The organism is Streptomyces sp. CA-278952, from assembly GCF_028747205.1.
GTDB lineage: Bacteria > Actinomycetota > Actinomycetes > Streptomycetales > Streptomycetaceae > Streptomyces.
Genome location: NZ_CP112880.1, coordinates 6,646,969 through 6,668,100, shown reverse-complemented (window position 1 = coordinate 6,668,100; position 21,132 = coordinate 6,646,969). Strand labels below are relative to the sequence as shown.

Genomic DNA, 21,132 nt, shown 5'->3' with positions numbered 1-21,132 from the left:
TTCGGTCATTCGAACGTCACTTTCTGGTCAGATCCCCGGACGTTCGCCGCATGACCGGACGGCGGGAAGCTCCTGCCGCGATTCTTCTCGGTCGCACTCCGTGTTCCGCTGATCTCCTTGCGGACAGCGGAGATCAGCTGTTTTCCGTCGACCGTCACCTCCGCCGCGTTTTCGATCTTGTCGAGAGCTTCCGGAACACCCGTGAGGAAGCGCGGGTCGTAAAGCCCGAGCCCCGCCCGTTCGAATGTCTCGGCCAGCAGTCGGGAGAACGTCACGTGTTCGTTCCCCCAGGGCGTCCGATGTTCCCAGGTACCGTCCAAGGCGTAAAGATCCGTCACTTCACCGAGCGCCCGCAGTTTCGCCCGGCGGAATCCGCTCAGCAGGCCGAGTGCCAGTTCGTTCGGCTCCACCGACGGCCCGACGCCGAGCGCGCCGGGCCCGTGGCGCCCCGGCTCGGCGTCCCCGGTGGACAGCGGGGTCAGCGTGGTCAACGTCAGGGCCGCCTCGGCCGCCTGGCCGGGTACGGCGTCGGCCAGCAGCGACCAGGCTTCGCCGACCCGGTGCGCCCAGGCGTCGGCCTCCTCCGCTTCCAGGCGGTCGGTCGCGGGGGCGTCGAAGCAGTCGCGGAGGGGGTCGAGGTCGTCCAGCAGGAGTACGGGGGCGGGTGCCCGGCGCAGGACGTGTACGGGCAGCCAGTGCGGGCCCTCGGGCTCATCGGGGGCGATGCGCAGCTCCGTGCCGGGCGTGTCCCGCGGCCGGCGGACGAGGAATCCGTCCCCCGTGGCGCGCACCACGGCCGTTCCCCGCTCCCCCGGGCCGCCGAGGACCACGGTGCCGAGGGTGGGCAGGTACAGGCCTCCGTCCCGGTACGCCACCGGCACGGCCAGGTCGCGTCCGGCGCGGACGGCGGCGGCGGCCACGGTGGCGCCGAGCCGTTCGGCGGCGGGTTCCGCCAGGCCGCGTCCCGCCTCCACGTCCGCCAGGGCGTCGACCAGCCAGGTGCGGGTGTAGGGGTGGGCGAGCACCGTGTCGAGCGCCTCGGCGCCCGGGGCGTCCGCCTCCAGCGTCGCCGCGAGCCGCCAGGCCTCGTCCCAGAGGGCCCCGCCCTGCCCGTCGAGGGTGTCGTGGAGAGCCGCGAGCAGGGTCCGGGTCAGGTCCTGATGGGCGGCGAGCAGTTCGTCCGGCGCCCGGACGGCGGGCGACTCGGTGGCCGCGGCCGTACGCTCCTCGATGCCCCGGATCAGGGCGGCCAGGTCGGCGCAGTAGACCGACGGGTTGTCGAAGCCGCTGTCGAGACCTTCGGGGCCGCTGCCGGAGCGGTACCGGTGGGTGTAGAGCCCGCCGCCGCACGAGCGCACGACGGGGCAGCGGCGACAGGTCTCGCTGACCCCGGCCAGACCGAGCTGCCGCGCCCGGACGCCGGGGTGGGCCGCGACCTCGTCGAAGGTGTTGCGGAAGACGTCGAACCCGGTGGCGGCGGCACCCTCGTAGGCGCTCTTGAGCGAGTCGACCTGTTCCAGCTGCCCGTCGGTCTCGATGACGACGAGGTCGGTGGGGGCCAGGCCGAGGGACTCGGTGAGGCTGGGGCCGCCGTTCAGGCTGGAGAGCACCGAGGCGAACAAGCGGACGGGCATGGGGCGGCCCTGCTCCGTCCAGCGGTCGAAGGCCGTCAGGAGCCAGTCGGCGTACGCGGTGGGCGATCCGTCCGGCCGCGGGGGCGGGTCGTCCCAGGTGGCGTGCGGCAGCAGGAAGTCGACGAGTGGGGGTTCGAGTCCGGCGAGAGCGTCCTGCACGGCCACCGGGTCGTTGTGGATGTCGACCGTGCACAGCAGGCCGAGGTCCAGGTGGCGGTAGCGCTCCTCGCGGAGCAGTTCGACGGCGCGCAGCACCATCGGGTGGCTGCTGCGTCCGTCGGCGAATCGGCGGTGGCGGTCGTTGGCCGCGCGGTCGCCGTCGAGCGAGATCCCGACCCGGACGTGGAACTCGTCGAAGAGGTCGAGGTAACGGGGGCTGAGCTGGACGCCGTTGGTGTGGATCCTGAGGTCCAGCTCAGCGATGCCGTTCAGAGCCGAGCCGAGCTCCTCGCAGACCCGTCGCAGTCGCGCGGGCCCCGCCAGGAGCGGTTCCCCACCGTGCAGGATCACTGTTACGGAGGGAAGCGCATGAGTCGTCGCATGCTCGGCCAGGCGCCGGGCAGTCCAGGAAATCGCCTCGTCAGAGATGGTCTTGGGGCGTGTCAGCCAGCTCTGGTCGGCATGTTCGTAGACATAACAATGATCACAGGCCAGATCGCACCTGCTGTGCACTTTCAGCACGAATTCACGGAAGGGGACCAGGGGTCCTGTCATCCCGCCATTCTAGCCGCTTCTGACATCGACTCAGAGAGCCGAATTGAACGTGGAGATGCGGGTGGACCTGGCCGTTGTCGCACCGCATACGCGGTTGATCTTCCTGGCGGCCTCGGCGCTGTGGACGTCGGTCGCCGAGAGGGTCGCGCGGGTCTTCGCGGAGGCGAAGGCGGGGGTGGTTCCGTAGGTCTTCACGGCCGTCCTAGGGGGATCCTGAAGGGGTCTGTTTCCGGACATTGAAACGCTGCCGGATTGCATGTCATCACACGTCCCGGCACGCGCACTTTACTACCGCGGAGGCTCTTCCACATGCCGGCGGAGCGGCCTTCACACCTGGATTCGAAACTCGAAACGCACCTTCCGCTCGGCCGCTCGGGTGAGCGGGGGACGAGCGGCGGAACCGGCGGCCCCGGGGGCCGGCCTCGCTGCCGCCGGCCCGCGCAGGTGAGAGGCTTCCCGCCACCGGCGAGACCGCCGGCACAGGTGCCGGGCGCGCGCACCGCGCGGGTCCCGGACGGCGGGCGGCGGGAGGCTCCGGCGGGACGGCGGTTCACCCGTTCACCAGCCTCTCGCCAGGGAGATCGTGTTCCGTCCCGGGCCATGCGCACGCGGTCCGGGGCGGGTTCGTGGCCGTCGCCCGCGGCACCCGCGGCCCGGGCCCGGGCGCGCGGTGCGTCGACCCGCTCGGCTCGCCGCTGCGAGCAGACGCCCACCATCCCGGTCACCCTCGATGGCCCCTCCCCGCACGGAGGTGGTCGCGCCCACCGCACGGGGGCCGCAACTCACTGTTCGCTCAACCCAGTTGCACCACCTTGCCACAGCCCCGCGATGTGAGGAAGGACACCCGCCCGCACGTGGCCGAACCCTGTCGTGGTGACCGTCCGAGGTGCCGGGACGCTCTTGCCGCGTCGGGTGCTCCCCCCTACTCTCGTGGCCCGGGCGGGGCAGGCACCACGGCCGGCCGGGTCATACGACAACTGCAGACGGAGGCGTCCATGACGGCGTTGCCCGAGCCGCTGAGGTCCATGGTCTTCAGGAACGACGACCTGCCGGCGCTGTTCCACCACACGGACGCGGTCGCCGTGGCCCGCCAGCGTGAGGCCGTGAACACCACCCGGGCGCAGCTCGCGCTGCTCGTGGCGGGCACGGTGCCCGCGGCGCTCCCCTGGCACACCGAGGACGGCCCGGCGGCCCGTGCCCTGTACGGCGCCGCGGTGCTGGCCTATCTGGGCGTGCTCTTCGCGACCTTCCTCGCCTCTCACCGCAAAGCAAAGTCGCACTGGCAACTGAACCGCTCGGCGGCCGAGTTCATCAAGTCCAACTGCTGGCGCTACGCGGTCCACGGCGCGCCGTTCGACAGCGCGTCCGAGCACCCGGAGGCGCTGTTCGCCAATCGCCTGGAGGACGGCCTCCAGGAGCTGCGAAAAGTGGGCTGGGCCGACCCGCGCGAGGAACTGCCGGATTCCGGCGGCCTCATCACGGAATCCATGCGCGCGTTACGGAACAAGGCCTACACGGTCCGCAAGGAAACGTATGTACGGGACCGGCTCATCGAACAGCGGCGCTGGTACCGCAGACGTCAGCAGGCCTCCCGGCGCGGGGCGATCCTGTGGTCGGGCGCCATTGTCGCGCTGACGCTGCCGGCGTTGGCGCTGAGCGTGTTCCAGACCTTCGGGGTGGGGCGCTCGTTCGGCCTGACCGGGGCGTTCTCCGCGGCGGCGGCGGCCTGTCTCGCCTGGAACGAGATGCGCCGGCACCATCCGCTGATCTCGGCGCACTCGCTGGTGGAGAAGGACCTGGAGTCGATGCAGGCCGCCATGGAGACCACCCTCACCGAGCGGCACTGGCCGGCGGCGGTGTTCGAGACCGAGCGGATCGTGTCGCCCGAGCACACCGACTGGCTGGTCAGACATCGCGTGTGAGCCGGTGAGGCCGCCGTACGGGGTCGGGAGCGTCCCTCTCCGTACGGCCTGTTCGGCGGGCGCCCGCCGGTCAGCCGCGCAGTACTCCGTCGCGCCAGATCACGGTGACCGGGCGGCCCAGGGTGCGGGCGTACGTCACGATGTCGCCCGTGCCGCCGAGGCCGCGGGCCGGGAGACCGTCCCAGACGGCGAGCAGCCGGTCGCAGTGGTCGGCGATGTAGGCGCCCGCCGCGTAGTACGCCTCGTCGGTGGAGTGCGGGAAGTCGAGCCGGACCTCCCGCGCCGCGCGCGCCTTGAGCATCCGGTAGCGGGCGAGGTCGACGGCGTTCTCGAAGCAGGCCTCGTAGTCGCCGCTGGGGATCACGGCGGTCAGTTCGGCGCCGCAGGCGAGGGCGAGGTCGGCGAAGAGCTGGTCGGCGCCGACCGCCAGGCTGGAGAGCGCGTGCGTCGCGCCGTCGAGGCCGCACAGCGCGGACCGCAGACCCGCGAGCACATGGGCCTGGGCCTCGGCGGGGATGGAGCGGTGACCGGTCACTCCGATGCGATTCACGGACCTGCTACCCCCTGATGCCAGCGGAGCGCGGCCGGGGGCGCGCCCGCCCCGTCGCCCCGCCCCCCGTCGCCCCGTAGCGGCGACCCGTCGTGGCGACATCCTCTCAAGAGCTCCCCGGCGAGCGGGAGCCCCCGTCCGGAATTCCGGACGGGGGCACGTTTGTACGGACTGCTCCGTACCCGGCCTGGGTGGGACCGGTCAGTACACGCTGACGCCGTACGCGCTCAGCGCCTCGGTGACCGGCTGGAAGAAGGTCGTTCCGCCGGAGGAGCAGTTGCCGCTGCCGCCGGAGGTGAGACCGATCGCCCGGGTGCCGGAGTAGAGCGGGCCGCCGGAGTCGCCGGGCTCGGCGCACACGTTGGTGCGGATCATGCCGTAGACGACGTCGCCGCCCCCGTAGTTGACGGTGGCGTTGAGTCCGGTGACCGAACCGCTGTGGGTGCCGGTGGTGGAGCCGCGGCGGGTGACGGCCATGCCGTTGGTGGCGTTGGCGGCGCTGGTGATGTCCTGGCCGCCGACCGTGCCGTCCTTGGGGATGGTGGTGTTGGTGTAGCGCACGATGCCGTAGTCGTTGTTCGGGAAGCTCGACCCGGCGGTCGTGCCGAGCACGGTGGTGCGGGCCGAGTTCGCCCACCAGGTGGTCGCGCCGTCCGTGCAGTGGCCGGCGGTCAGGAAGTAGTAGGTGCTGCCGCTGCGGACGTTGAAGCCGAGCGAGCAGCGTCCGGTGCTGGAGTAGATCGCGTCGCCGCCGGAGATCAGCTTGGTGAACTTGCCCGGCGTGCGCTCGATGCGCAGCGCGTCGGCGTTGGCGCCCGCCGACTTCTTGATCTGGTTGATCTCCGCCTTCGAGACCGTGCTGTCGACGGTGACGACGAGGCGCTTGGACTGCGGGTCGATGTTCCAGGCGGTGCCCGCGATGTCGGCGCCGAGCACGGCGTCGCTCGCCGCGGTCAGCTGGTTGGCACTGAACGTCCGGGGGGTTTCGGCGTTCGCGGTGGGAATGGCCATCGCCGCGACGGCGGCGAGCCCCGCGAGTACGGCCGTGGTACGGACGCGTCTGGCCGCGTTCGAGCGGTTGTTGGTGCGCTTGATCCTCACTTCGGGTTCCTCCGAGGGGAATCGGGGGCCCTCCTGTGGGGTGGCGGGCCCGTGAGGCGCAGTCGGGGGCCTGTCCGGATTCCGGAGTTGCCGTGCCCCTGACAATCGCTGACCGGAGTATCGAGGGGTCCGGACAGGGGGCGCAAGAATGTCTTTCGGCCACGCGGGTCACACACGCCTCCGGCCCCGGGAGCCGTGGGGCTGCCGGGGCCGGAGGGACCGCTCGCGGGTCAGGCGTCGATCCGGTTCCGCTCCCCCGCCGGGACCGCCGCGGAGAGCGTGTTGCCCGGGGGCGGGAACGGGCAGATGAAGTGATCGGCGAAGGCGCACGGCGGCAGCAGCGCGCGGTTGAGGTCGACCTCCACGCGGCCGTCGGCGGCGGGCGCCGCGGGCCGCAGGAAACGGAAGCGGTAGCTACCGTTCCCGCTGGTCGCGTCGGCGAAGACGGCCCACAGCGTCCCGTCGGGTTCGACCGCGACCTGGAGCGTGTGCTCGTCGCCGTCCACCGCGAAGGCGATCTCACCGCCGAGCCCGAGACCGCGCTCGACCCCGTCCGCGTTGACCACCCGCACGGTCCGGTCGTCGCCGTAGGGACGGAAGATCCCCGGCAGCGCCCAGCGGGGGTCGTACGGGGTCGCCTCGATGGTCGAGAAGGCGTGCCGGGCCGGTGATCCCGGGTCGAAGACCCGTACCGCCCAGAGCCCTTCGCGGCGGAGCACCACCAGCCGCCGCTCCCTCTGCGCGACCCGGGAGTCGTCGACGGCCCCCCGGTCCGCCCCCAGCCTGACCTGGCCGGTCAGCGGCTTGCCGTCGACGACGACGCCCTCCTCGGCGGCGGCCGTGAGGACCACCTCGTCGCCGTCCTCGCGCCACTGCCCCGGGACGGCCGGAATTCGCCCTTCCGGGTAGTCGGAGAGCCAGTGGGTTCCGGTCAGGGAGAGCGGGCCGTACGGGGCGGCGACGGCGACGACGCGCCCTTCGTGCCACCGCTGCCAGTCCTGTGCGGGGTCCGGCCCGCCGCCCTGCCCCTGCCGCTGTGCGTCTGTGCTCATGCGGTCAACCTTTCCATACCGGCTCCGGAGTGACCTGACGCCGGCGCCGCCCGCCGCACCGGCGGGCGGCGCCCGTTCAGCAGTCGCAGCCGCAGGAGTCCCCGCAACAGCAGCAGCCCTCGCCGCAGCAGCTGCAGGTTTCGCAGCAGTCGCCGCAGCTCTGGCACGGCGACTGCCGCTGCTCCCGGCTCCAGGGGTCCTCGAAGCTCCCGCAGCACATCTGGCAGGTGCAGGCGAGCCCGGCCCACACGAGGCATCCGGCGATCAGCCCGCGCCGGTCGCGGGGCGGGCGCGGCGGAGGCGGCGAGCCCGGGCCGCCGGGCGGCGGACCGTACGGATGTCCGGGCGTCGGGCCGTACGGCTGACCGGGCGGCGCGCCGTAGGGACTTCCCGGCGGCGGCCCGAAGGCGCCCTCGGGCAGTTGAAGCCCCTGCTGCCCCTGATGGGAGCAGGAGGAGGTGCCGAACGCCCGGTCGACCGAGCGCCGCAGCTCATGGGCGAGGAGGACGTGGACGAGCTTGCCGTCGGTGAACTCCGCCTCCCGCAGTGCGAGCCGCACGCCGTGCAGCGCGTCGTCGCAGAGCCGGCGCGCCTCGGACAGCGGGGTGCCAGTGGCGGTGAGCGGGTTCCAGGCGCCCGCTGCGGCGTCGGCCTCCTGGTCCTCCACGGCGTCCAGGAGGTGGGCGAGCCGCCCGAAGAGCCGGCCGGCCTCCGCGAGCGGAGCGGCGTTCTGCGGCTTCCCGGCGAGCTGGGCGGTGTGCGCGAAAGCGGCCGCCGTGGCGGTCTCGGTCGGTTCGGTGACCGTCAGCAGCGGGGTGCCGGGCCCGGCGAGCGTCTCGATCCCGGTCTGCCGGTCGACCGCGTCGACCAGGAGGGCGGTGTCGAAGCCGAGGGCCGCCCCGGTCCGCGCGCCCGCCCGGTCCCACCCGGCGGCCACCCGGCGGGCGGCGGCGGCGACCGGGCGGCGGGCCAACAGCCCGTCCCGGTCGGCGACGTGGTCGCGGACCTTGGCCGAGGCGAGGACGAGCGAGACGGCCGCGGCGAGCCGCGCCCCTTCCCCCGTCGCGACCGGCGCGGTGCGCATGGCCCGCAGCGGGCAGGGCCCGGCGGTGCGCCGGCCGTCGGGCGCCCGCCCCGTCTGAGCCTCCGTCAGGACGGAGACGATCAGGCCGTCATAGTTCGTAACGATACGGGCGAACTGTCCGTGATCCGCCCTCAGGGCCAGGCACAGACCGCAGAGATGGGCCATCCACTCGACCTTGAGACCTTCGGAGAGCCGATGGGTACAGGGCCTGACGATTCCGAACACGACGATCCCCCGTGAGCCGTTCAGCCGGTGCGCGACGCTCGCGCACCGGAGCGTCGTGCATCGTATCGAGTGACCCGTTCACCCGTACGTCCCCCGGATCACCCGTACGGCCGGAGCATCATATTTTCCTTCTACAAGCCCCCTTACGTAGGAGGAACCCTGACGAATCGCCACATCTTCTGCACCAGTAGCGTCACGAATCGCCTGCGAGCCGACTATCCACTTGGCGCGGTATCCGCATCATGGACGACCATAGGGATACGAAAGAGATGCGGAACACCAAGGAACCGCGGTGAGAGGAGGCGTCCATGGGATCGGTGCGCAAGGCGAGTGCCTGGCTTGGCCTCGTAGAGGACAACGACGAGCGGTACTACGACGACGAGTACGCCGAGGGTGCGGAGACCGGTACGGGCAACCAGGCCTGGGTCACCGACCCGCGGGTGCAGGTGGCCGCGGAGACGGCCGAGGAGCAGGACCGCCGGATCGCCACGGTGACCCCGGACAGCTTCCGGGACGCACGCGCCATCGGCGAGCTGTTCCGGGACGGCGTCCCGGTGATCGTCAACCTCACGGCCATGGACCCCGCCGACGCCAAGCGCGTGGTGGACTTCGCCGCCGGGCTGATCTTCGGCCTGCGCGGTTCGATCGACCGGGTGGCCACCCGCGTCTTCCTGCTGTCCCCCGCCGACACCCAGGTGGTGGCGGGCGAAGCCGCCGGCCGCAAGGCCGGCGGCTTCTTCAACCAGAGCTGAGCAGGGCGCTCGCCGGAAGGATCCGGTCAACGCATCCGGTCGGCGCGCGCGTACCGGCGCGTCCCGCTCACCGGAAGGCGTCGAGACCGGTGAGCGCCTTGCCCAGCACCAGCTGGTGCATCTCCACCGTTCCCTCGTAGGTGAGCACCGACTCCAGGTTCGTGGCGTGCCGCATCACCGGATACTCCAGCGAGATCCCGTTGGCCCCGAGGATCGTGCGCGAGGTGCGGCAGATCTCGATCGCCTCCCGCACGTTGTTGAGCTTGCCGAAACTGACCTGCTCCGGCCGGAGCCGGCCCGCGTCCATGCGGCGGCCCAGGTGGTGGGCGAGCAGGATGCCCTTGTGCAGCTCCAGGGCCATGTCCGCCAGCTTGGCCTGGGTGAGCTGGAAGCCGCCGATCGGCCGGCCGAACTGTTCCCGGCTCCTCGCGTAGTCGAGGGCCGACTCGAAGCTGGCCCGCGCCGCCCCCATGGCACCCCAGACGATGCCGTAGCGCGCATGGCTCAGACAGCTGAGGGGACCGCGCAGCCCGCTCGCGTCCGGCAGCACCGCGTCGGCGGGCAGCCGTACCTCGTCCATGACCAGCTCGCTGGTGACCGAGGCGCGCAGCGACCACTTGTGGTGGATCTCCGGGGCCGAGAAGCCGGGGGCATCGGTCGGCACGACGAAGCCCCGGATGCCCCGCCCGTCCTCGCCCTCACCGGTCTTCGCCCAGACGACGGCGACCCCGGCGACCGAACCGTTGGTGATCCACATCTTGCGGCCGGTGAGGACCCAGTCCTCGCCGTCGCGCTTGGCGTACGTCCGCATCCCGGCCGGGTCCGAGCCGTGGTCGGGCTCCGTCAGGCCGAAGCAGCCGATGACCTCGCCGGACGCCATGCCGGGCAGCCACCGCCGCTTCTGCTCCTCGGAGCCGAAGCGGTGGATCGCGTACATGGCGAGCGACCCCTGTACGGAGACGAGTGAGCGGATCCCGGAGTCGGCGGCCTCCAGCTCCAGGCAGGCGAGCCCGTACTGGACGGCGCTCGCCCCGGCGCAGCCGTACCCGTCCAGCGACATGCCGAGCGCGCCCAGCGCGCCGAGCTCCCGGGCCAGCTCCCTGATTCCGGGCAGCTCGCCCTTCTCGTACCACTCGGCGATGTGCGGCAGGACGCGGTCGGCGGCCCAGGTGCGGACGGTGTCGCGGATCGCGAGGTCGTCCGCGCCGAGCAGGTCGTCGATGCCGAGGGGATCCGACGCGTCGAACGGCGGGAGCTTCGACGGCTTCGGTGACTCGGTGCTGGACATGAGGGTGCCTCCGGCGGCTCGCACGGTGCTCGGAGGGACCGGGAGACGCCCGCCCTCCGAAAACTAGCAGTGGTAGTCAGGGCTTCGTGCTGACGTTACGGCTCAGTGTGCCGCTCGTCCAGAGCCGGTCGCCTCGGCCGGCTCGCGCCGCGCGGGCACCATCGGGCGCGGGGCCGGCCGGTCCGGCCCGGCGGGGCGGTCCAGCCCGGACGGACGGGGGGCGCCGGTGACCTGGTGCTCGCCCGCCCCGTGGGCGGAAGCCCCGTACGCGGCAGCCGGGGACGCGAAGGGGGCTGTGGGCACGGCCGTGGTTACGGCGTCGTCCGCCTCGCCCCGGCTCCACGCCTCCTTCGGCGGACACTCCATGGCCTTCGGCAGCCGCAGGGCGGCCAGCGCCCCGAGCAGCAGCAGCCCCGCGCTGACGAACAGCGTGACGTGGAGTCCGCCGATGAAGGCGTGCCGGGCCGTGGAGCGCAGCAGGTCGCCCATCGGGCCGCCCAGCTGCGCGGCCACCTGATAGGCCTCGCCCAGCGAATGGGAGGCCTCCGCCCCGGCGCGGGCGGGGACGCCCTTGTCGCGCAGACCGGCGAGGCCGGGAGCATAGGCGGCGTTCATGACACTGCCGAGCAGGGCGATGCCGAGGCCCGCGCCCAGTTGGTAGGAGGTCTCCCCTATGGCCGCCGCGCCACCCGCCCGCTCCGGCGGGGCGTCGCTGAGCATCGACTCGTACGCCCCGAAGAGCGTGGTCTGGAGGCCGAAGCCGAGCAGGACGAAAGCGCAGGTCAGCAGGGTGGGCCGGTCGTGCTGGCCCATCGAGGTGAGCAGCAGCACCGAGGTCGCGGTGAGGACGAAGCCCCAGCCGACCATCCGGCGCGGCCCGACGCGGCGCAGGGTGTGCGAGCCGGTGGCGCCCGCGGCCATCGCCGCGAAGGTCAGCGGCAGCAGCCGCAGCCCGGTCTCCAGCGGGCTGAGCCCCAGCACCAGCTGGAGGTACTGGACGGCGATCAGCTGGAGGCCGACCAGCGCCAGCATGGCGAGCACGATGCAGCCGACGGCGGTGGAGAAGGCCGGGCGGGCGAACATCGAGACGTCGATCAGCGGATGCCTGCGGCGCTTCTGACGGCGTACGAAGAGGATCAGGAGCGCGAGCCCGAGGGCCAACGGGCCCAGCGAGAGAGGATCCAGGAGCCCCCCGCCGCTGCCCAGACGCTTCACGCCGAGGACGACGCCGAGCACTCCCGCCGCGGCGGTCAGCGCGCCCAGCACGTCCCACGGGCCGTCGCCGCCGCCGCGCGACTCGGGCAGCAGCCAGCGGCCCAGCGGCAGGATCACGGCCATCAGCGGGATGTTGATCAGAAAGACCGAGCCCCACCAGAAGTGCTCGACCAGGAAGCCGCCGACGACCGGTCCGGTGGCGGCGCCGACCGCGGCGACCGCAGTCCACACGCCGATGGCGAGCGCCCGCTCCCGGCGGTCGGGGAAGACCTGGCGCAGGATCGACAGCGTGGCGGGCATGATCATCGCGCCGCCGACGCCGAGGAGGGCGCGGGCCGCTATCAGGACGGCCGGGGTGTCGGCCGTCGCGGCGAGCGCGGAGGCGACGCCGAACAGCGCGTAGCCGAGGAGCAGCACGCGACGTCTGCCGATCCGGTCACCCAGCGTGCCGAAGAGGATGAGCAGCGAGGCGCAGACGAGGGGGTAGGCGTCGACGATCCACAGGAGGGCGGTGCCGCTGGGACGCAGGTCCTCGGTGAGCGCCGGGACGGCGACGTGGAGCACGGTCGCGTCGAGTGCGACGACCAGGAGACTGAGGCAGAGGACCACGAGGACGACCCAGCGGTTGGCGTCGTCGGCGGCCTTGCGCAGCCGGGCCCCGGCCGTGGTCGTCCCGGACATCTACGTACCTCCCGATGAGTCCCTCGCGCTCGGCGGACCGACGGTGACGTGGGGTGCGCGTCCCTGGGGCCCGGCATCGACGGGCGAGTGAGCCGTCAGCGTACGCGAGTCCGGCGAGGTCACCTGTGGTCCACGTCATACCGCGCTCCGCCGCACAGTGTGGCCCACGCCCTTCCGGAACCGGCCGGGGGGCTCCCGTCCGAGGAGCCGTGACGCCCGCCGTGGCGGGGGTCCCGGCGGGCGTCGGGGGGCGCGGCGCGACGGCGCGCGCCTCCCCCGAATGGCGGGATCAATTGCCGCGGATTCCGGTGCGCCTCTTTTTCCGAGAGATCAAACACGCTTACGAACGGAACCGGCGGGCAATTGGCCACAAGATCACGGAGATTCTTCTCCGCGCCCGGAAAAGACGCCGTTCCGAGACAAAGTCCACATCACATCGTCATCACAAAGAGCCCGGATTGGCCTGCTCGCACACTCACTCGCTGTAACGTCGATTGGGTGCGTACCGACATCTTTGCCCGGCTGGACCGGGAGCCGGAACCGCCGAAGATAGTGGCACCGCGGATGAGCCGTCACCGCATCGCCCTCTTCGGCGGGACGTTGGCGTTCTATCTCGCCATCGTCTGGGCGGTGCTGATCACGTCCTGGCTGGTGGCCCTGGACTGGAAGGTCATGCTGTTCCGGCCCTACCAGCAGTGGCCCGAACTGCACGCCTTCCTGGACTACTACGTCGTGCTCGGCCAGCGCGGCCCCACAGCGGTGATGGTCGCCTGCTGGCTGGGCTGGCGCTCCTGGCGCCAGCACACGCTCCGGCCGCTGCTGGTCCTCGGCACGTCCCTGCTGCTGCTCAATGTGACGGTGGGCGCGGTCAAGCTGGGGCTCGGGCGGCTCGGCCCGCACTACGCGACACAGATCGGCTCGGCCGAGATGTTCGCCGGCGGCGATATATTTCCCTCCGGGCACACCGCGAACGCCGTCGTGACCTGGGGAATCCTCGCCTATCTGGCCACCACGCCACGCGCCAGGCGCTATCTGTCGGCGGTCTCCGCGACGGTCTCGCTGGGCGTCGGCCTCACCACCGTGTACATCGGTACGCACTGGCTCAGCGACGTCGTGCTGGGGTGGGCGGCCGGGCTGCTCATCCTGCTGGCGCTGCCCTGGTTCGAGCCGCTGATCGCCCGGACCGAGGCCTGGATCTTCGCGATGCGCGAGCAGTGGCGCGAGCGTCGCGACGGCGCCCGTCCGGCAACCGTGACCGGTCCCGGGACAGGGACAGGGACAGAACCGCAGCCGGTGCTGCTCACGCAGTCGATGGCCGCCGACGGCCTCGCCGCCGAGACCGTGACCGCCGCGGCCGAGCCGGTGCTCCCCGCCGGACATCCGGCCCCGGGCGCCAGAGCGCGGGCCCACGGCGGGCACCCCGTGCGTCCGGGCTCCATGCCGGTCGCCCCGGCGGGCGTCCGCCGTCCGCCGCCGCACACGGAGCGGGGCGCGCGCGGCACCGGCACCGGCAGTGCGGCGCGACCGATGACCGGCGGCTGACCCCGCTTTCCCGCGAACGCGGGGACGGGGGCGCACATCCTCCCCCGCACGCATCCTCATCCTCATCCTCACCCGCACGCACCGAAGGCCCCGACCGCGGTCGGGGCCTTCGGCCGTCGGGGGCCCGGCCCGGTGCGGCCGGTGGGTCAGCCGGGTCAGCCCACCCAGCAGCGCGTCACCGTGGCGTCCTCGACCTGGAAGTTGATGCGGCCGTGACGGAACTCCATGGTGAGGAACGCGCCCGGGGGAACGGCCCGGACCGTGTCCCAGCCGCGGCTCCTGGCCTGTCGTTCGGCGGCGTCGGCGGTGAGACCGACGTACGACTCGGCGGCGTCGTCCGGCTGGGCTGGAGGGGTCGGTAGAGATGCCATGCCTTCACCGTAGGCGGCCCCGGACGGTGGCGGAAGGCCGGGCCGGGAGGACGTTCCCCTGCATCCCCACATGCCGTGACGGTCACGCTTGTGTCACAGGATCCCCACACGTCTATACGCGATCCTATTCACTCGAACGGTCTGTTCGGAAGCATCGGCGCGTATTAACGGGAAACCCCGGTCACCGGCGTGAGGGGGTGTCGGAAGGCTTCCGGAATCATGGGATGACCTGCTTCTTTTCCCATCGGCGGGGAGTACCGCCCGAATGGCCGCGACACCGGGAATTCCCGCCCCCGTAAACCGGCCTTTCCTTGATCGCACGCTTCCCCCACCCGCCCGCCGAGGTGCGGAACGGCGGCCCGGCACCACACCCGGAGTCTCACGGCCCGTCAAGGGCGCGCGTCAGCCGGTCCCTCGCCTCCCGCATGACCTCGATCAGCTCGGGCGGCTCGATCACCTCGAAATCGATCCCCATCATCAGCACGTGGATCACCAGCACGGTGAGGTCCGGCGCGCCCGCGGTCAGCCGGCAGGTGTCCGCGTCCACGGCCTCCAGCACCCCGGCGGACGGTGACACCCGCCGGGCTGCCTGGGCCAGCGGCGCCTTCAGCAGGATCACGGCCCGGGCCGCGTACGCCGAGACCGCGACGCCCCGGGAGACGTACGCCGCCAGATCCTCCGCCGGCGGGGGGCGGGGGGTGAAGCGGGGGCCGTGCGGCGGGGTCGGAGTGATCCGGTCCACCCGGAAGGTGCGCCAGTCCGCCCGGTCCGGGTCCCAGGCCACCAGATACCAGCGGTGCTCGGTGCAGACGAGCCGGTGCGGCTCCACGGTCCGGCGCGAGACCTCCCCGCCGTGGGTCCGGTAGGCGAACCGGAGCCGCTCCGCGTCGCGGCAGGCGGCCGCCAGCTCGGTGAGCACAGCGGGGTCCACGGCGGAGTCGTCGGCCCCGTGCAGCATCGGCACGGTGAACGCGCCGATCGCGCTCACCCGGCGGCGCAACCGGTGCGGCAGCACCTGTTCCAGCTTGGCCAGCGCGCGTACGGAGGTCTCGCCGATGCCCTCGATGCCGTGCCCGGCGGCCGTGCGCAGGCCCACGGCGACCGCGACGGCCTCCTCGTCGTCCAGCAGCAGCGGCGGCAGCTCGGCGCCGGCCCCGAGCTGGTAGCCGCCGCCGGTGCCCCTGCTGGCGTTCACCGGATAGCCCAGGTCGCGCAGCTTGTCGACGTCCCGGCGCACGGTGCGCGGGGTGACGCCGAGCCGGTCGGCCAGATCGGCGCCGGACCAGTCCCGGTGGGCCTGGAGCAGTGAGAGCAGGCGCAGCAGTCGTGCCGAGGTCTCCAACATGCGGGTGAGTCTGCCAGGGGTTGAGGACAGCTCCGGTCCGCAATCGCCTCGGCCGCGATCCCCTCGGCTGCAACCCCTCACCCCGCGATCCCTCCGTCCGCGATCCCTCCGTCCGTGAGCCCCTCCCTCAGCGAGCCTCTCCGTCCGCGATCCCCTTTCTCAGCGGTCCGCCGGTCCGGGCTCCAGCCGGAGGCAGAGGTCGTTGTCCGCCGTGTAGCAGGGGGTGGCGAGCACTCCGGGGACCGGCGCCCGGGTCGGGTAGACGAAGGACTTGCCGCGGGACCAGACGTCGTCGAGGATGCGGGAGATCCTGACCCCGGGCGCGCCCGACGCCGGGACCAGCCACAGCTGCCAGAGCTGCGCCCCGTCCACCGGTCCCCCGGCCGGCGGGCCGTAGGGCAGGGTGAAGGCGAAGGCGCCGGGCGCCCCTCCGGCGGGGGTGAGCGGGAAGCGGTGCGCCCGGTCCTGGTCCCCCGGCAGCCGGGCCTCCACGGCGGCCCCCTCCCCCACGGTGACGCCGTACAGCACGCCCTCGACCGTCATGCCGGCCGGGCCGACGACGACGGCTCCCGCCTCGGCGTGCGGGGCGCGGACCCAGCAGCGCAGGGCGAGCCGGCCGTCGGTGGTCGGGTAGGGAACCCGGGCGCTGACGCTCGCGGCTCCGGTGTCCGGGCTGCGGTCGACGAGGGCCCGCAGGTCCCGCAGCCCCGGCTCCACGGTCCGGGCGGTCTCGGATCCCGGCTCCTCGACATAGGCGTCCCAGCGCCCCTCGGACAGTTCGGTGGAGGCCGGGAGCACCCCCCGCAGCCGCCCGGGGCCAGACCCGCTGAGCGGGATCCGCACCGTGCCGCCGGGCCTGCCGCCGGCCGCGCCCCGGCGCCGCAGGAGCAGCACGGACGCGGGCGTGGGGGCCGGGGACGGGGTGGGGGCGGTCAGCTCGAAGGTGAGCGTCCCGGCCGGATCGGCGACGCAGTCGGCCCGTACGGTGGCTATGGCGGGGGTCATGCGGCCCTTCCCTTGCGGAGCACGTCGGCGGCTTTGTAGCGCAGGGCGTAGGCCCCGTCGAGGACGCTGCCCCGGGTGCGGTGCAGCGCGGTGCGCAGGACGCCGTGCCCGTGCCCCTGAGCGCCGCGGGCGACCAGTTCGGCGAACAGGCTCTCGTGGCGCTCGGCGATCCGCGCCGGGTCGAAGCGGGCCGAGGCGGTGAGCGCGGCCCCGCCCATCCGGTGGCGCAGTTCGTCGTCCTCGATCAGCTGGAGCAGCGCGGCGGCGATCGCGTCCGGGTCGCCGACCGGGACCAGCCGCCCGTCGACGCCGTCCTCGACGATCTCGGCCGGCCCGTGCGGGCAGTCGGTGGCGACGACCGGCAGACCGCCGCGCATCGCCTCGACGATCGTCATGCCGAAGGACTCGCGGTCCGAAGTGACGGCGGCGATCGACCCCTTGGGCCACTCGGCTTCCATCGGGTTGGCCGAGCCCATCAAAAACACGTGGTTGTGCAGGCCGAGTTCGTCGACGAGGGTGCGCAGCGACGCCTGTTCGTCGCCGGTCGCGTCCCCGCCGCCGTAGATGCGCAGTCGCCAGTCCGGGCGGGCCGCGGACACCTGGGCGAAGGCCCGCACCAGGAGGTCGTAGCGCTTGACCCGGTGCAGCCGGCCCGCCGCGACGACCCACTTCAGGTCGCCGCTCGCGGGCGGGCAGGCGGGTTCGGGAACGGCGTTGGGGATCGCCTCGATCCGTACGCCCGGCAGCTTCAGCCGGCTTCGGTAGTCGTCCGCGTCGGCACGAGTGACGGTGGTGAGCGCGTCGAGCAGGGTGTACCGGTGGGCGATCTCGCGGCGCAGCCGGTAGTTGTGGCTGTCGAGCGTCAGATGCTCCTGCCCGACGCGCACCGGTCCGCGGCGGGTCCCCCGGCTGAGGTGGACGTTGAGCCCGGGGCGGGTGCCGACGACGACGTCCGCCTCGGTCGTCCGGAGATGGTCGGCGATGCGGGCGTCGGTGAGCCTGCTGTACTGCTTGTGCCTGCTGTCCCCGCGCGGGAACACCGCTGCGGGCCGGGCGTGTTCGGCGTCGCCGCCGTCGTACGTCGCGCTCTTCTTCCGCAGGTCCACGAGGTGGCGCAGCGTCACGCCCTCGGGCGCGCCGAGGGCGGCGGCGTCACGGTGCCGGAAGACGGACACGATCTCGACGTCGTGCTGCTCGGCGAGCGTACGGGCGAGCGTGAACGTCGTCCGAATGGTTCCTCCGATTCCGTAGGCATTGTGCAGAAGAAAAGAAATATGCATGGTTTCGCTGTTTCCCCTGTCGGCCCGGCCTTGTCAAGTCTGCGCTTCCCGGCGATTTTCCGCCCGAAATACACCAGGAAATCCCGGAGCATCCGCGACATCCCTCACGGTATGCCCGCCCCGGCGTCGGACCACCGCTGACCTGCGGCTATCTGGAGGCATTCAATCCGGATAGCGGCAGGCCCCGGAAGTAACGGGACCGCGTGTGCGGGCCACCGGTGTGGCAACCCGGACGGCTACCGCCATCCGTTCACCAGGACTTTCCTTCGAGCTTGACGTAGGAGAATGCCGCGGGGTTGCCTGCGCCCCGGTAAAAACTTTCCCGGCGGAACGCGGGAGCCGTACGTCGACTGCTCGACGTACCGATGTGTCGACCTGTGCCGCACTTCCGTGCGCCCCGGTGCGTGACCCCGGCCACGGATGCCGCGTTGTCTCTTCATGGAGTCCGGGAACCACCCGGCCCACGCACCGAGTTCGAGGAGTCCCCGTGCCGCGCATGCTCGACGTCAGCCAGGACGTACGCGCCGAGATCGGCGACGACGAAGCCGACCGGCTGCTCGTCGGCGACAACGCCCCGGGCAGTTACGACTGCACTTCCTGCCGCACCCCCGGCGACTCCGACCAGGAACGCACCAGCACGGTGCTGTTCATCGGCGACGAGACCGCCGTTCTCGCCTTCGCCCACGCGACGTGCATCCCCTCGCAGGTCGTCAAGGTCGCCGAGGACCAGCTCCAGGGCGCGGTGCGCAGCATCACCGGAAGCGAGCAGAAGGATACGGAGGGGCGCATGCCCGAACAGGCCGTCCTCGGCATCACCAGCGGACTCGTCCTCATCGAGGACGATCTCCGCCCGGCCCTGGTCGTGGAGCCGACCGGTCCGGTCGCCCGGCCCGGCACCGCCGGCAGCGGGGGCGACGAGTTCCTCCAGCTGCTGCTGGAGCAGGGCTTCCGCACCGCCCCCGACCTGAACCGGCTGCCGGAGGTCCTCGCGGGCTGGTCCGTGCTGCTGGCGGTGGGCCAGCTGCACGCCGTGCTGCAGCCGAGCGCCGGCGGCGGCAACCCGGTCGCCTGGTGGCAGGCCCACCAGCCGCTCCAGGTGACCGAGGGCTGGCGGGCCGCGGCCAACAAGTCGCAGACGGTCCTCGTCTTCGCCGCCCCGGCCGGCACCATCGGCCAGCAGCCGCGCGAGGACCTGCTCCGGGACGCCCTGGAGAAGGCGGCGGTCAACGGGCTGCTGGTCGCCGCATCGATGCCGCTGGCCGGGACCTGATCGTGTCCGGCCGGCTCGGACGCCCCCGCCGAACAGCGATTTCTCCGGCGGAGCCGCATCCGACGGGCGGTGAGGTCGTTGGCACCTACGTGCACTCATACGACTCCTCCCGCCAGCATCAGAGTCAGATCCCTGCCATGCGGCCTTCGCAGGATCCGTCGGGGGGCGTGTCCCCCACCCCGATCTACGACGCGCTGTACTCCGAGTACCGGCGCTCGTTCCGGGCGTTGCCGGGCGACCGGAGCGGCGAGGAGAATCTCGGTTTCCCGGCCTTCGGCGCCGGTCTCTTCGCCTCCAGGACCGCGCTGAGCGGCCACCCCGCCCCCTCCGGGCACAGCGGCAACGGTGGGCACAACGGCCAGGGCGGGAGTGGCGGGCAGAGCCAGCACACCGGGGGCCTCGGCTCCTGGCAGCGGGTGGGGCGGCATGCGGGGCGCCCCCGGCCCGCGGCGCTGCCCCCGGGGTCACGGGACTCCTGAGGCCCGAGGACGGAAGCCGCACGACACGGCGAAGCCCCGGGCCGCTCTCGCGAGAGCGGCCCGGGGCTTCGCCGTGTACGGGTGCTGTTTGTCGCGCCCGCCGGTGCTACTTGTTGCGGCCGCGCTTCTCGCGGACCCGGACGGAGATGTGGATCGGGGTGCCCTCGAAGCCGAACTCCTCGCGCAGACGGCGCTCGACGAAGCGGCGGTAGCCGTGCTCCAGGAAGCCGGAGGCGAAGAGCACGAAGCGCGGGGGCTTGGTGCCCGCCTGGGTGCCGAAGAGGATGCGCGGCTGCTTTCCGCCGCGGATCGGGTGCGGGTGGGAGGCGACGATCTCACCGAGGAAGGCGTTGAGCCGGCCGGTGGGGATCCGGGTCTCCCAGCCCTCGATCGCGGTCTCGATCGCCGGGACCAGCTTCTCCATGTGCCGGCCGGTGAGGGCCGAGACGTTGACGCGCGGGGCCCAGGCGATCTGCGCGAGCTCCGTCTCGATCTCGCGCTCCAGGTAGTAGCGGCGCTCCTCGTCGAGGGTGTCCCACTTGTTGAAGGCGACGACGATGGCGCGCCCGGCGTCCACGGCCATGGTGATGATCCGCTGGTCCTGGACGCTGATGGACTCGCTGGAGTCGATCAGGATGACGGCGACCTCGGCCTTCTCCACGGCGGCGGCCGTACGCAGCGAGGCGTAGTAGTCCGCGCCCTCCTGGAGGTGGACGCGGCGGCGGATGCCGGCCGTGTCGATGAACTTCCAGGTGATGCCGCCGAGCTTGATCAGCTCGTCGACCGGGTCGCGGGTGGTGCCGGCCTGCTCGTTGACGACGACCCGGTCCTCGCCCGCGACCTTGTTCAGCAGGGAGGACTTGCCGACGTTCGGACGGCCGATCAGGGCGATGCGGCGGGGGCCGCCGAGCGCCGTGCCGAACTTCTGCGCCGGGGCGTCGGGCAGGGCCTCCAGAACCGCGTCCAGCATGTCGCCGGTGCCGCGGCCGTGCAGCGAGGAGACCGGATAGGGCTCGCCGAGGCCCAGCGACCACAGGGCGCTGGCGTCCGCCTCGCCGCTCTGTCCGTCGACCTTGTTGGCGCAGAGGACGACGGGCTTGCCGGCCCGGCGCAGCAGCTTGACGACGGCCTCGTCGGTGTCGGTGGCGCCGACGGTCGAGTCGACGACGAAGACGACCGCGTCGGCCGTCTCGATGGCGTACTCGGCCTGGGCGGCGACGGAGGCGTCGAGGCCCAGCACGTCCTGCTCCCAGCCGCCGGTGTCGACGACCTTGAAGCGGCGTCCGGCCCATTCGGCCTCGTAGCTGACGCGGTCGCGGGTGACGCCGGGCTTGTCCTGCACGACGGCCTCGCGGCGGCCGATGATCCGGTTCACCAGGGTCGACTTGCCGACATTGGGGCGGCCGACGACGGCGAGCACGGGGAGCGGGCCGTGACCGGCCTCGTCGAGGGCGCCCTCGACCTCCTCGGGATCGAAGCCTTCCTGCGCGGCGAGCTCCATGAACTCCGCGAACTCGGCATCGCCAAGTGCTCCGTGCTCGTGGCCCGAGCCGTCGGAGTGAATCTGGTCGTTCATGAAGTCCGTTCCTCTTTGCATCATCATCGATGGACCGCGATCAGCG

Annotated in this window: 18 protein-coding genes; 5 read left to right on the top strand and 13 right to left on the bottom strand. The window is 72.4% G+C overall.

Going from position 1 to position 21,132, the window contains the following annotated elements; translation table 11 throughout:
- Positions 1–5 precede the first annotated feature (5 nt).
- Both fxsBH and fxsA read right to left on the bottom strand, forming a co-directional pair.
- Positions 6–2,348 (bottom strand): radical SAM/SPASM protein FxsBH, inactivated beta-hydroxylase extension form, encoded by a 2,343-nt coding sequence (fxsBH, locus tag N7925_RS29540; protein ID WP_274345676.1) that lies wholly within the window; start codon positions 2,346–2,348, stop codon positions 6–8.
- Positions 2,349–2,378: 30 nt separating this feature from the next.
- A complete protein-coding gene (gene fxsA, locus N7925_RS29535; protein WP_274345675.1) occupies positions 2,379–2,543 on the bottom strand; it encodes an FxSxx-COOH cyclophane-containing RiPP peptide in 165 nt (54 codons plus the stop codon).
- Between the two features lie 800 nt (positions 2,544–3,343).
- Here fxsA and N7925_RS29530 point away from each other — a divergent pair.
- Entirely contained in the window at positions 3,344–4,270 is a 927-nt protein-coding gene (locus N7925_RS29530) for a DUF4231 domain-containing protein (RefSeq protein ID WP_274345674.1), read from the top strand.
- A gap of 70 nt (positions 4,271–4,340) precedes the next feature.
- On the opposite strand, the gene N7925_RS29525 is transcribed toward N7925_RS29530, so the two are convergent.
- The 4 genes from N7925_RS29525 to N7925_RS29510 all read right to left on the bottom strand — a co-directional run bounded on the left by N7925_RS29525 (position 4,341) and on the right by N7925_RS29510 (position 8,282).
- The gene (locus tag N7925_RS29525; protein WP_274345673.1) at positions 4,341–4,820 is read right to left on the bottom strand and encodes a hypothetical protein; all 480 of its coding nucleotides are present in this window, start codon (positions 4,818–4,820) and stop codon (positions 4,341–4,343) included.
- Between the two features lie 201 nt (positions 4,821–5,021).
- Positions 5,022–5,921, bottom strand: a complete 900-nt coding sequence (locus N7925_RS29520; RefSeq protein ID WP_265602435.1) for a S1 family peptidase — start codon at positions 5,919–5,921, stop codon at positions 5,022–5,024.
- A gap of 230 nt (positions 5,922–6,151) precedes the next feature.
- On the bottom strand, positions 6,152–6,973 hold the full coding sequence (locus N7925_RS29515) for a DUF1684 domain-containing protein (protein WP_274345672.1): 822 nt from the start codon (positions 6,971–6,973) through the stop codon (positions 6,152–6,154).
- Positions 6,974–7,049: 76 nt separating this feature from the next.
- Positions 7,050–8,282: a DUF5685 family protein gene (locus tag N7925_RS29510; protein ID WP_274345671.1), complete on the bottom strand. Its 1,233-nt coding sequence runs from the start codon at positions 8,280–8,282 to the stop codon at positions 7,050–7,052.
- Between the two features lie 308 nt (positions 8,283–8,590).
- On the opposite strand from N7925_RS29510, the gene N7925_RS29505 reads away from it, so the two are divergent.
- Positions 8,591–9,034, top strand: a complete 444-nt coding sequence (locus N7925_RS29505; protein ID WP_274345670.1) for a cell division protein SepF — start codon at positions 8,591–8,593, stop codon at positions 9,032–9,034.
- A 67-nt stretch (positions 9,035–9,101) separates the two neighbouring features.
- Here N7925_RS29505 and N7925_RS29500 read toward each other — a convergent pair whose 3' ends face one another.
- On the bottom strand, positions 9,102–10,322 hold the full coding sequence (locus tag N7925_RS29500) for an acyl-CoA dehydrogenase family protein (RefSeq protein ID WP_274345669.1): 1,221 nt from the start codon (positions 10,320–10,322) through the stop codon (positions 9,102–9,104).
- A 102-nt stretch (positions 10,323–10,424) separates the two neighbouring features.
- A complete protein-coding gene (locus tag N7925_RS29495; protein ID WP_274345668.1) occupies positions 10,425–12,218 on the bottom strand; it encodes an MFS transporter in 1,794 nt (597 codons plus the stop codon).
- Positions 12,219–12,716: 498 nt separating this feature from the next.
- Here N7925_RS29495 and N7925_RS29490 point away from each other — a divergent pair, with 498 nt between their 5' ends.
- Positions 12,717–13,760, top strand: coding sequence for a phosphatase PAP2 family protein (locus tag N7925_RS29490; RefSeq protein ID WP_274345667.1), 1,044 nt, complete (start codon positions 12,717–12,719; stop codon positions 13,758–13,760).
- Positions 13,761–13,915: 155 nt separating this feature from the next.
- Here N7925_RS29490 and N7925_RS29485 read toward each other — a convergent pair whose 3' ends face one another.
- From N7925_RS29485 to N7925_RS29470, 4 genes are all read right to left on the bottom strand, one after another.
- Positions 13,916–14,131: an I78 family peptidase inhibitor gene (locus tag N7925_RS29485; protein ID WP_265602428.1), complete on the bottom strand. Its 216-nt coding sequence runs from the start codon at positions 14,129–14,131 to the stop codon at positions 13,916–13,918.
- Positions 14,132–14,510: 379 nt separating this feature from the next.
- On the bottom strand, positions 14,511–15,476 hold the full coding sequence (locus N7925_RS29480) for a helix-turn-helix transcriptional regulator (RefSeq protein WP_274345666.1): 966 nt from the start codon (positions 15,474–15,476) through the stop codon (positions 14,511–14,513).
- Between the two features lie 159 nt (positions 15,477–15,635).
- Positions 15,636–16,481 (bottom strand): transferase, encoded by an 846-nt coding sequence (locus N7925_RS29475; protein WP_274345665.1) that lies wholly within the window; start codon positions 16,479–16,481, stop codon positions 15,636–15,638.
- Entirely contained in the window at positions 16,478–17,761 is a 1,284-nt protein-coding gene (locus N7925_RS29470; protein WP_274345664.1) for a glycosyltransferase family 4 protein, read from the bottom strand. The genes N7925_RS29475 and N7925_RS29470 overlap by 4 nt, the downstream gene beginning before the upstream one ends.
- Before the next feature lie 487 nt (positions 17,762–18,248).
- On the opposite strand from N7925_RS29470, the gene N7925_RS29465 reads away from it, so the two are divergent.
- Positions 18,249–19,031, top strand: a complete 783-nt coding sequence (locus N7925_RS29465; protein ID WP_274345663.1) for a hypothetical protein — start codon at positions 18,249–18,251, stop codon at positions 19,029–19,031.
- 137 nt (positions 19,032–19,168) lie between these two features.
- Positions 19,169–19,510, top strand: coding sequence for a hypothetical protein (locus N7925_RS29460; protein ID WP_265602423.1), 342 nt, complete (start codon positions 19,169–19,171; stop codon positions 19,508–19,510).
- A 106-nt stretch (positions 19,511–19,616) separates the two neighbouring features.
- Here the strand turns inward: N7925_RS29460 and der are convergent, their stop codons facing one another.
- Positions 19,617–21,086, bottom strand: a complete 1,470-nt coding sequence (gene der / locus N7925_RS29455) for a ribosome biogenesis GTPase Der (RefSeq protein WP_265602422.1) — start codon at positions 21,084–21,086, stop codon at positions 19,617–19,619.
- Positions 21,087–21,132: the final 46 nt, after the last annotated feature.

What these genes read in the sequence shown, in the direction of transcription:
- N7925_RS29475 (WP_274345665.1), bottom strand. Translation starts at nt 16,481, where the DNA reads ATGACCCCCGCCATAGCCACCGTACGGGCCGACTGCGTCGCCGATCCG.
- N7925_RS29470 (WP_274345664.1), bottom strand. Translation starts at nt 17,761, where the DNA reads ATGCATATTTCTTTTCTTCTGCACAATGCCTACGGAATCGGAGGAACC.
- fxsBH (WP_274345676.1), bottom strand. Translation starts at nt 2,348, where the DNA reads ATGACAGGACCCCTGGTCCCCTTCCGTGAATTCGTGCTGAAAGTGCAC.
- N7925_RS29500 (WP_274345669.1), bottom strand. Translation starts at nt 10,322, where the DNA reads ATGTCCAGCACCGAGTCACCGAAGCCGTCGAAGCTCCCGCCGTTCGAC.
- N7925_RS29515 (WP_274345672.1), bottom strand. Translation starts at nt 6,973, where the DNA reads ATGAGCACAGACGCACAGCGGCAGGGGCAGGGCGGCGGGCCGGACCCC.
- der (WP_265602422.1), bottom strand. Translation starts at nt 21,086, where the DNA reads ATGAACGACCAGATTCACTCCGACGGCTCGGGCCACGAGCACGGAGCA.
- N7925_RS29505 (WP_274345670.1), top strand. Translation starts at nt 8,591, where the DNA reads ATGGGATCGGTGCGCAAGGCGAGTGCCTGGCTTGGCCTCGTAGAGGAC.
- N7925_RS29485 (WP_265602428.1), bottom strand. Translation starts at nt 14,131, where the DNA reads ATGGCATCTCTACCGACCCCTCCAGCCCAGCCGGACGACGCCGCCGAG.
- N7925_RS29480 (WP_274345666.1), bottom strand. Translation starts at nt 15,476, where the DNA reads ATGTTGGAGACCTCGGCACGACTGCTGCGCCTGCTCTCACTGCTCCAG.
- N7925_RS29460 (WP_265602423.1), top strand. Translation starts at nt 19,169, where the DNA reads ATGCGGCCTTCGCAGGATCCGTCGGGGGGCGTGTCCCCCACCCCGATC.
- N7925_RS29530 (WP_274345674.1), top strand. Translation starts at nt 3,344, where the DNA reads ATGACGGCGTTGCCCGAGCCGCTGAGGTCCATGGTCTTCAGGAACGAC.
- N7925_RS29495 (WP_274345668.1), bottom strand. Translation starts at nt 12,218, where the DNA reads ATGTCCGGGACGACCACGGCCGGGGCCCGGCTGCGCAAGGCCGCCGAC.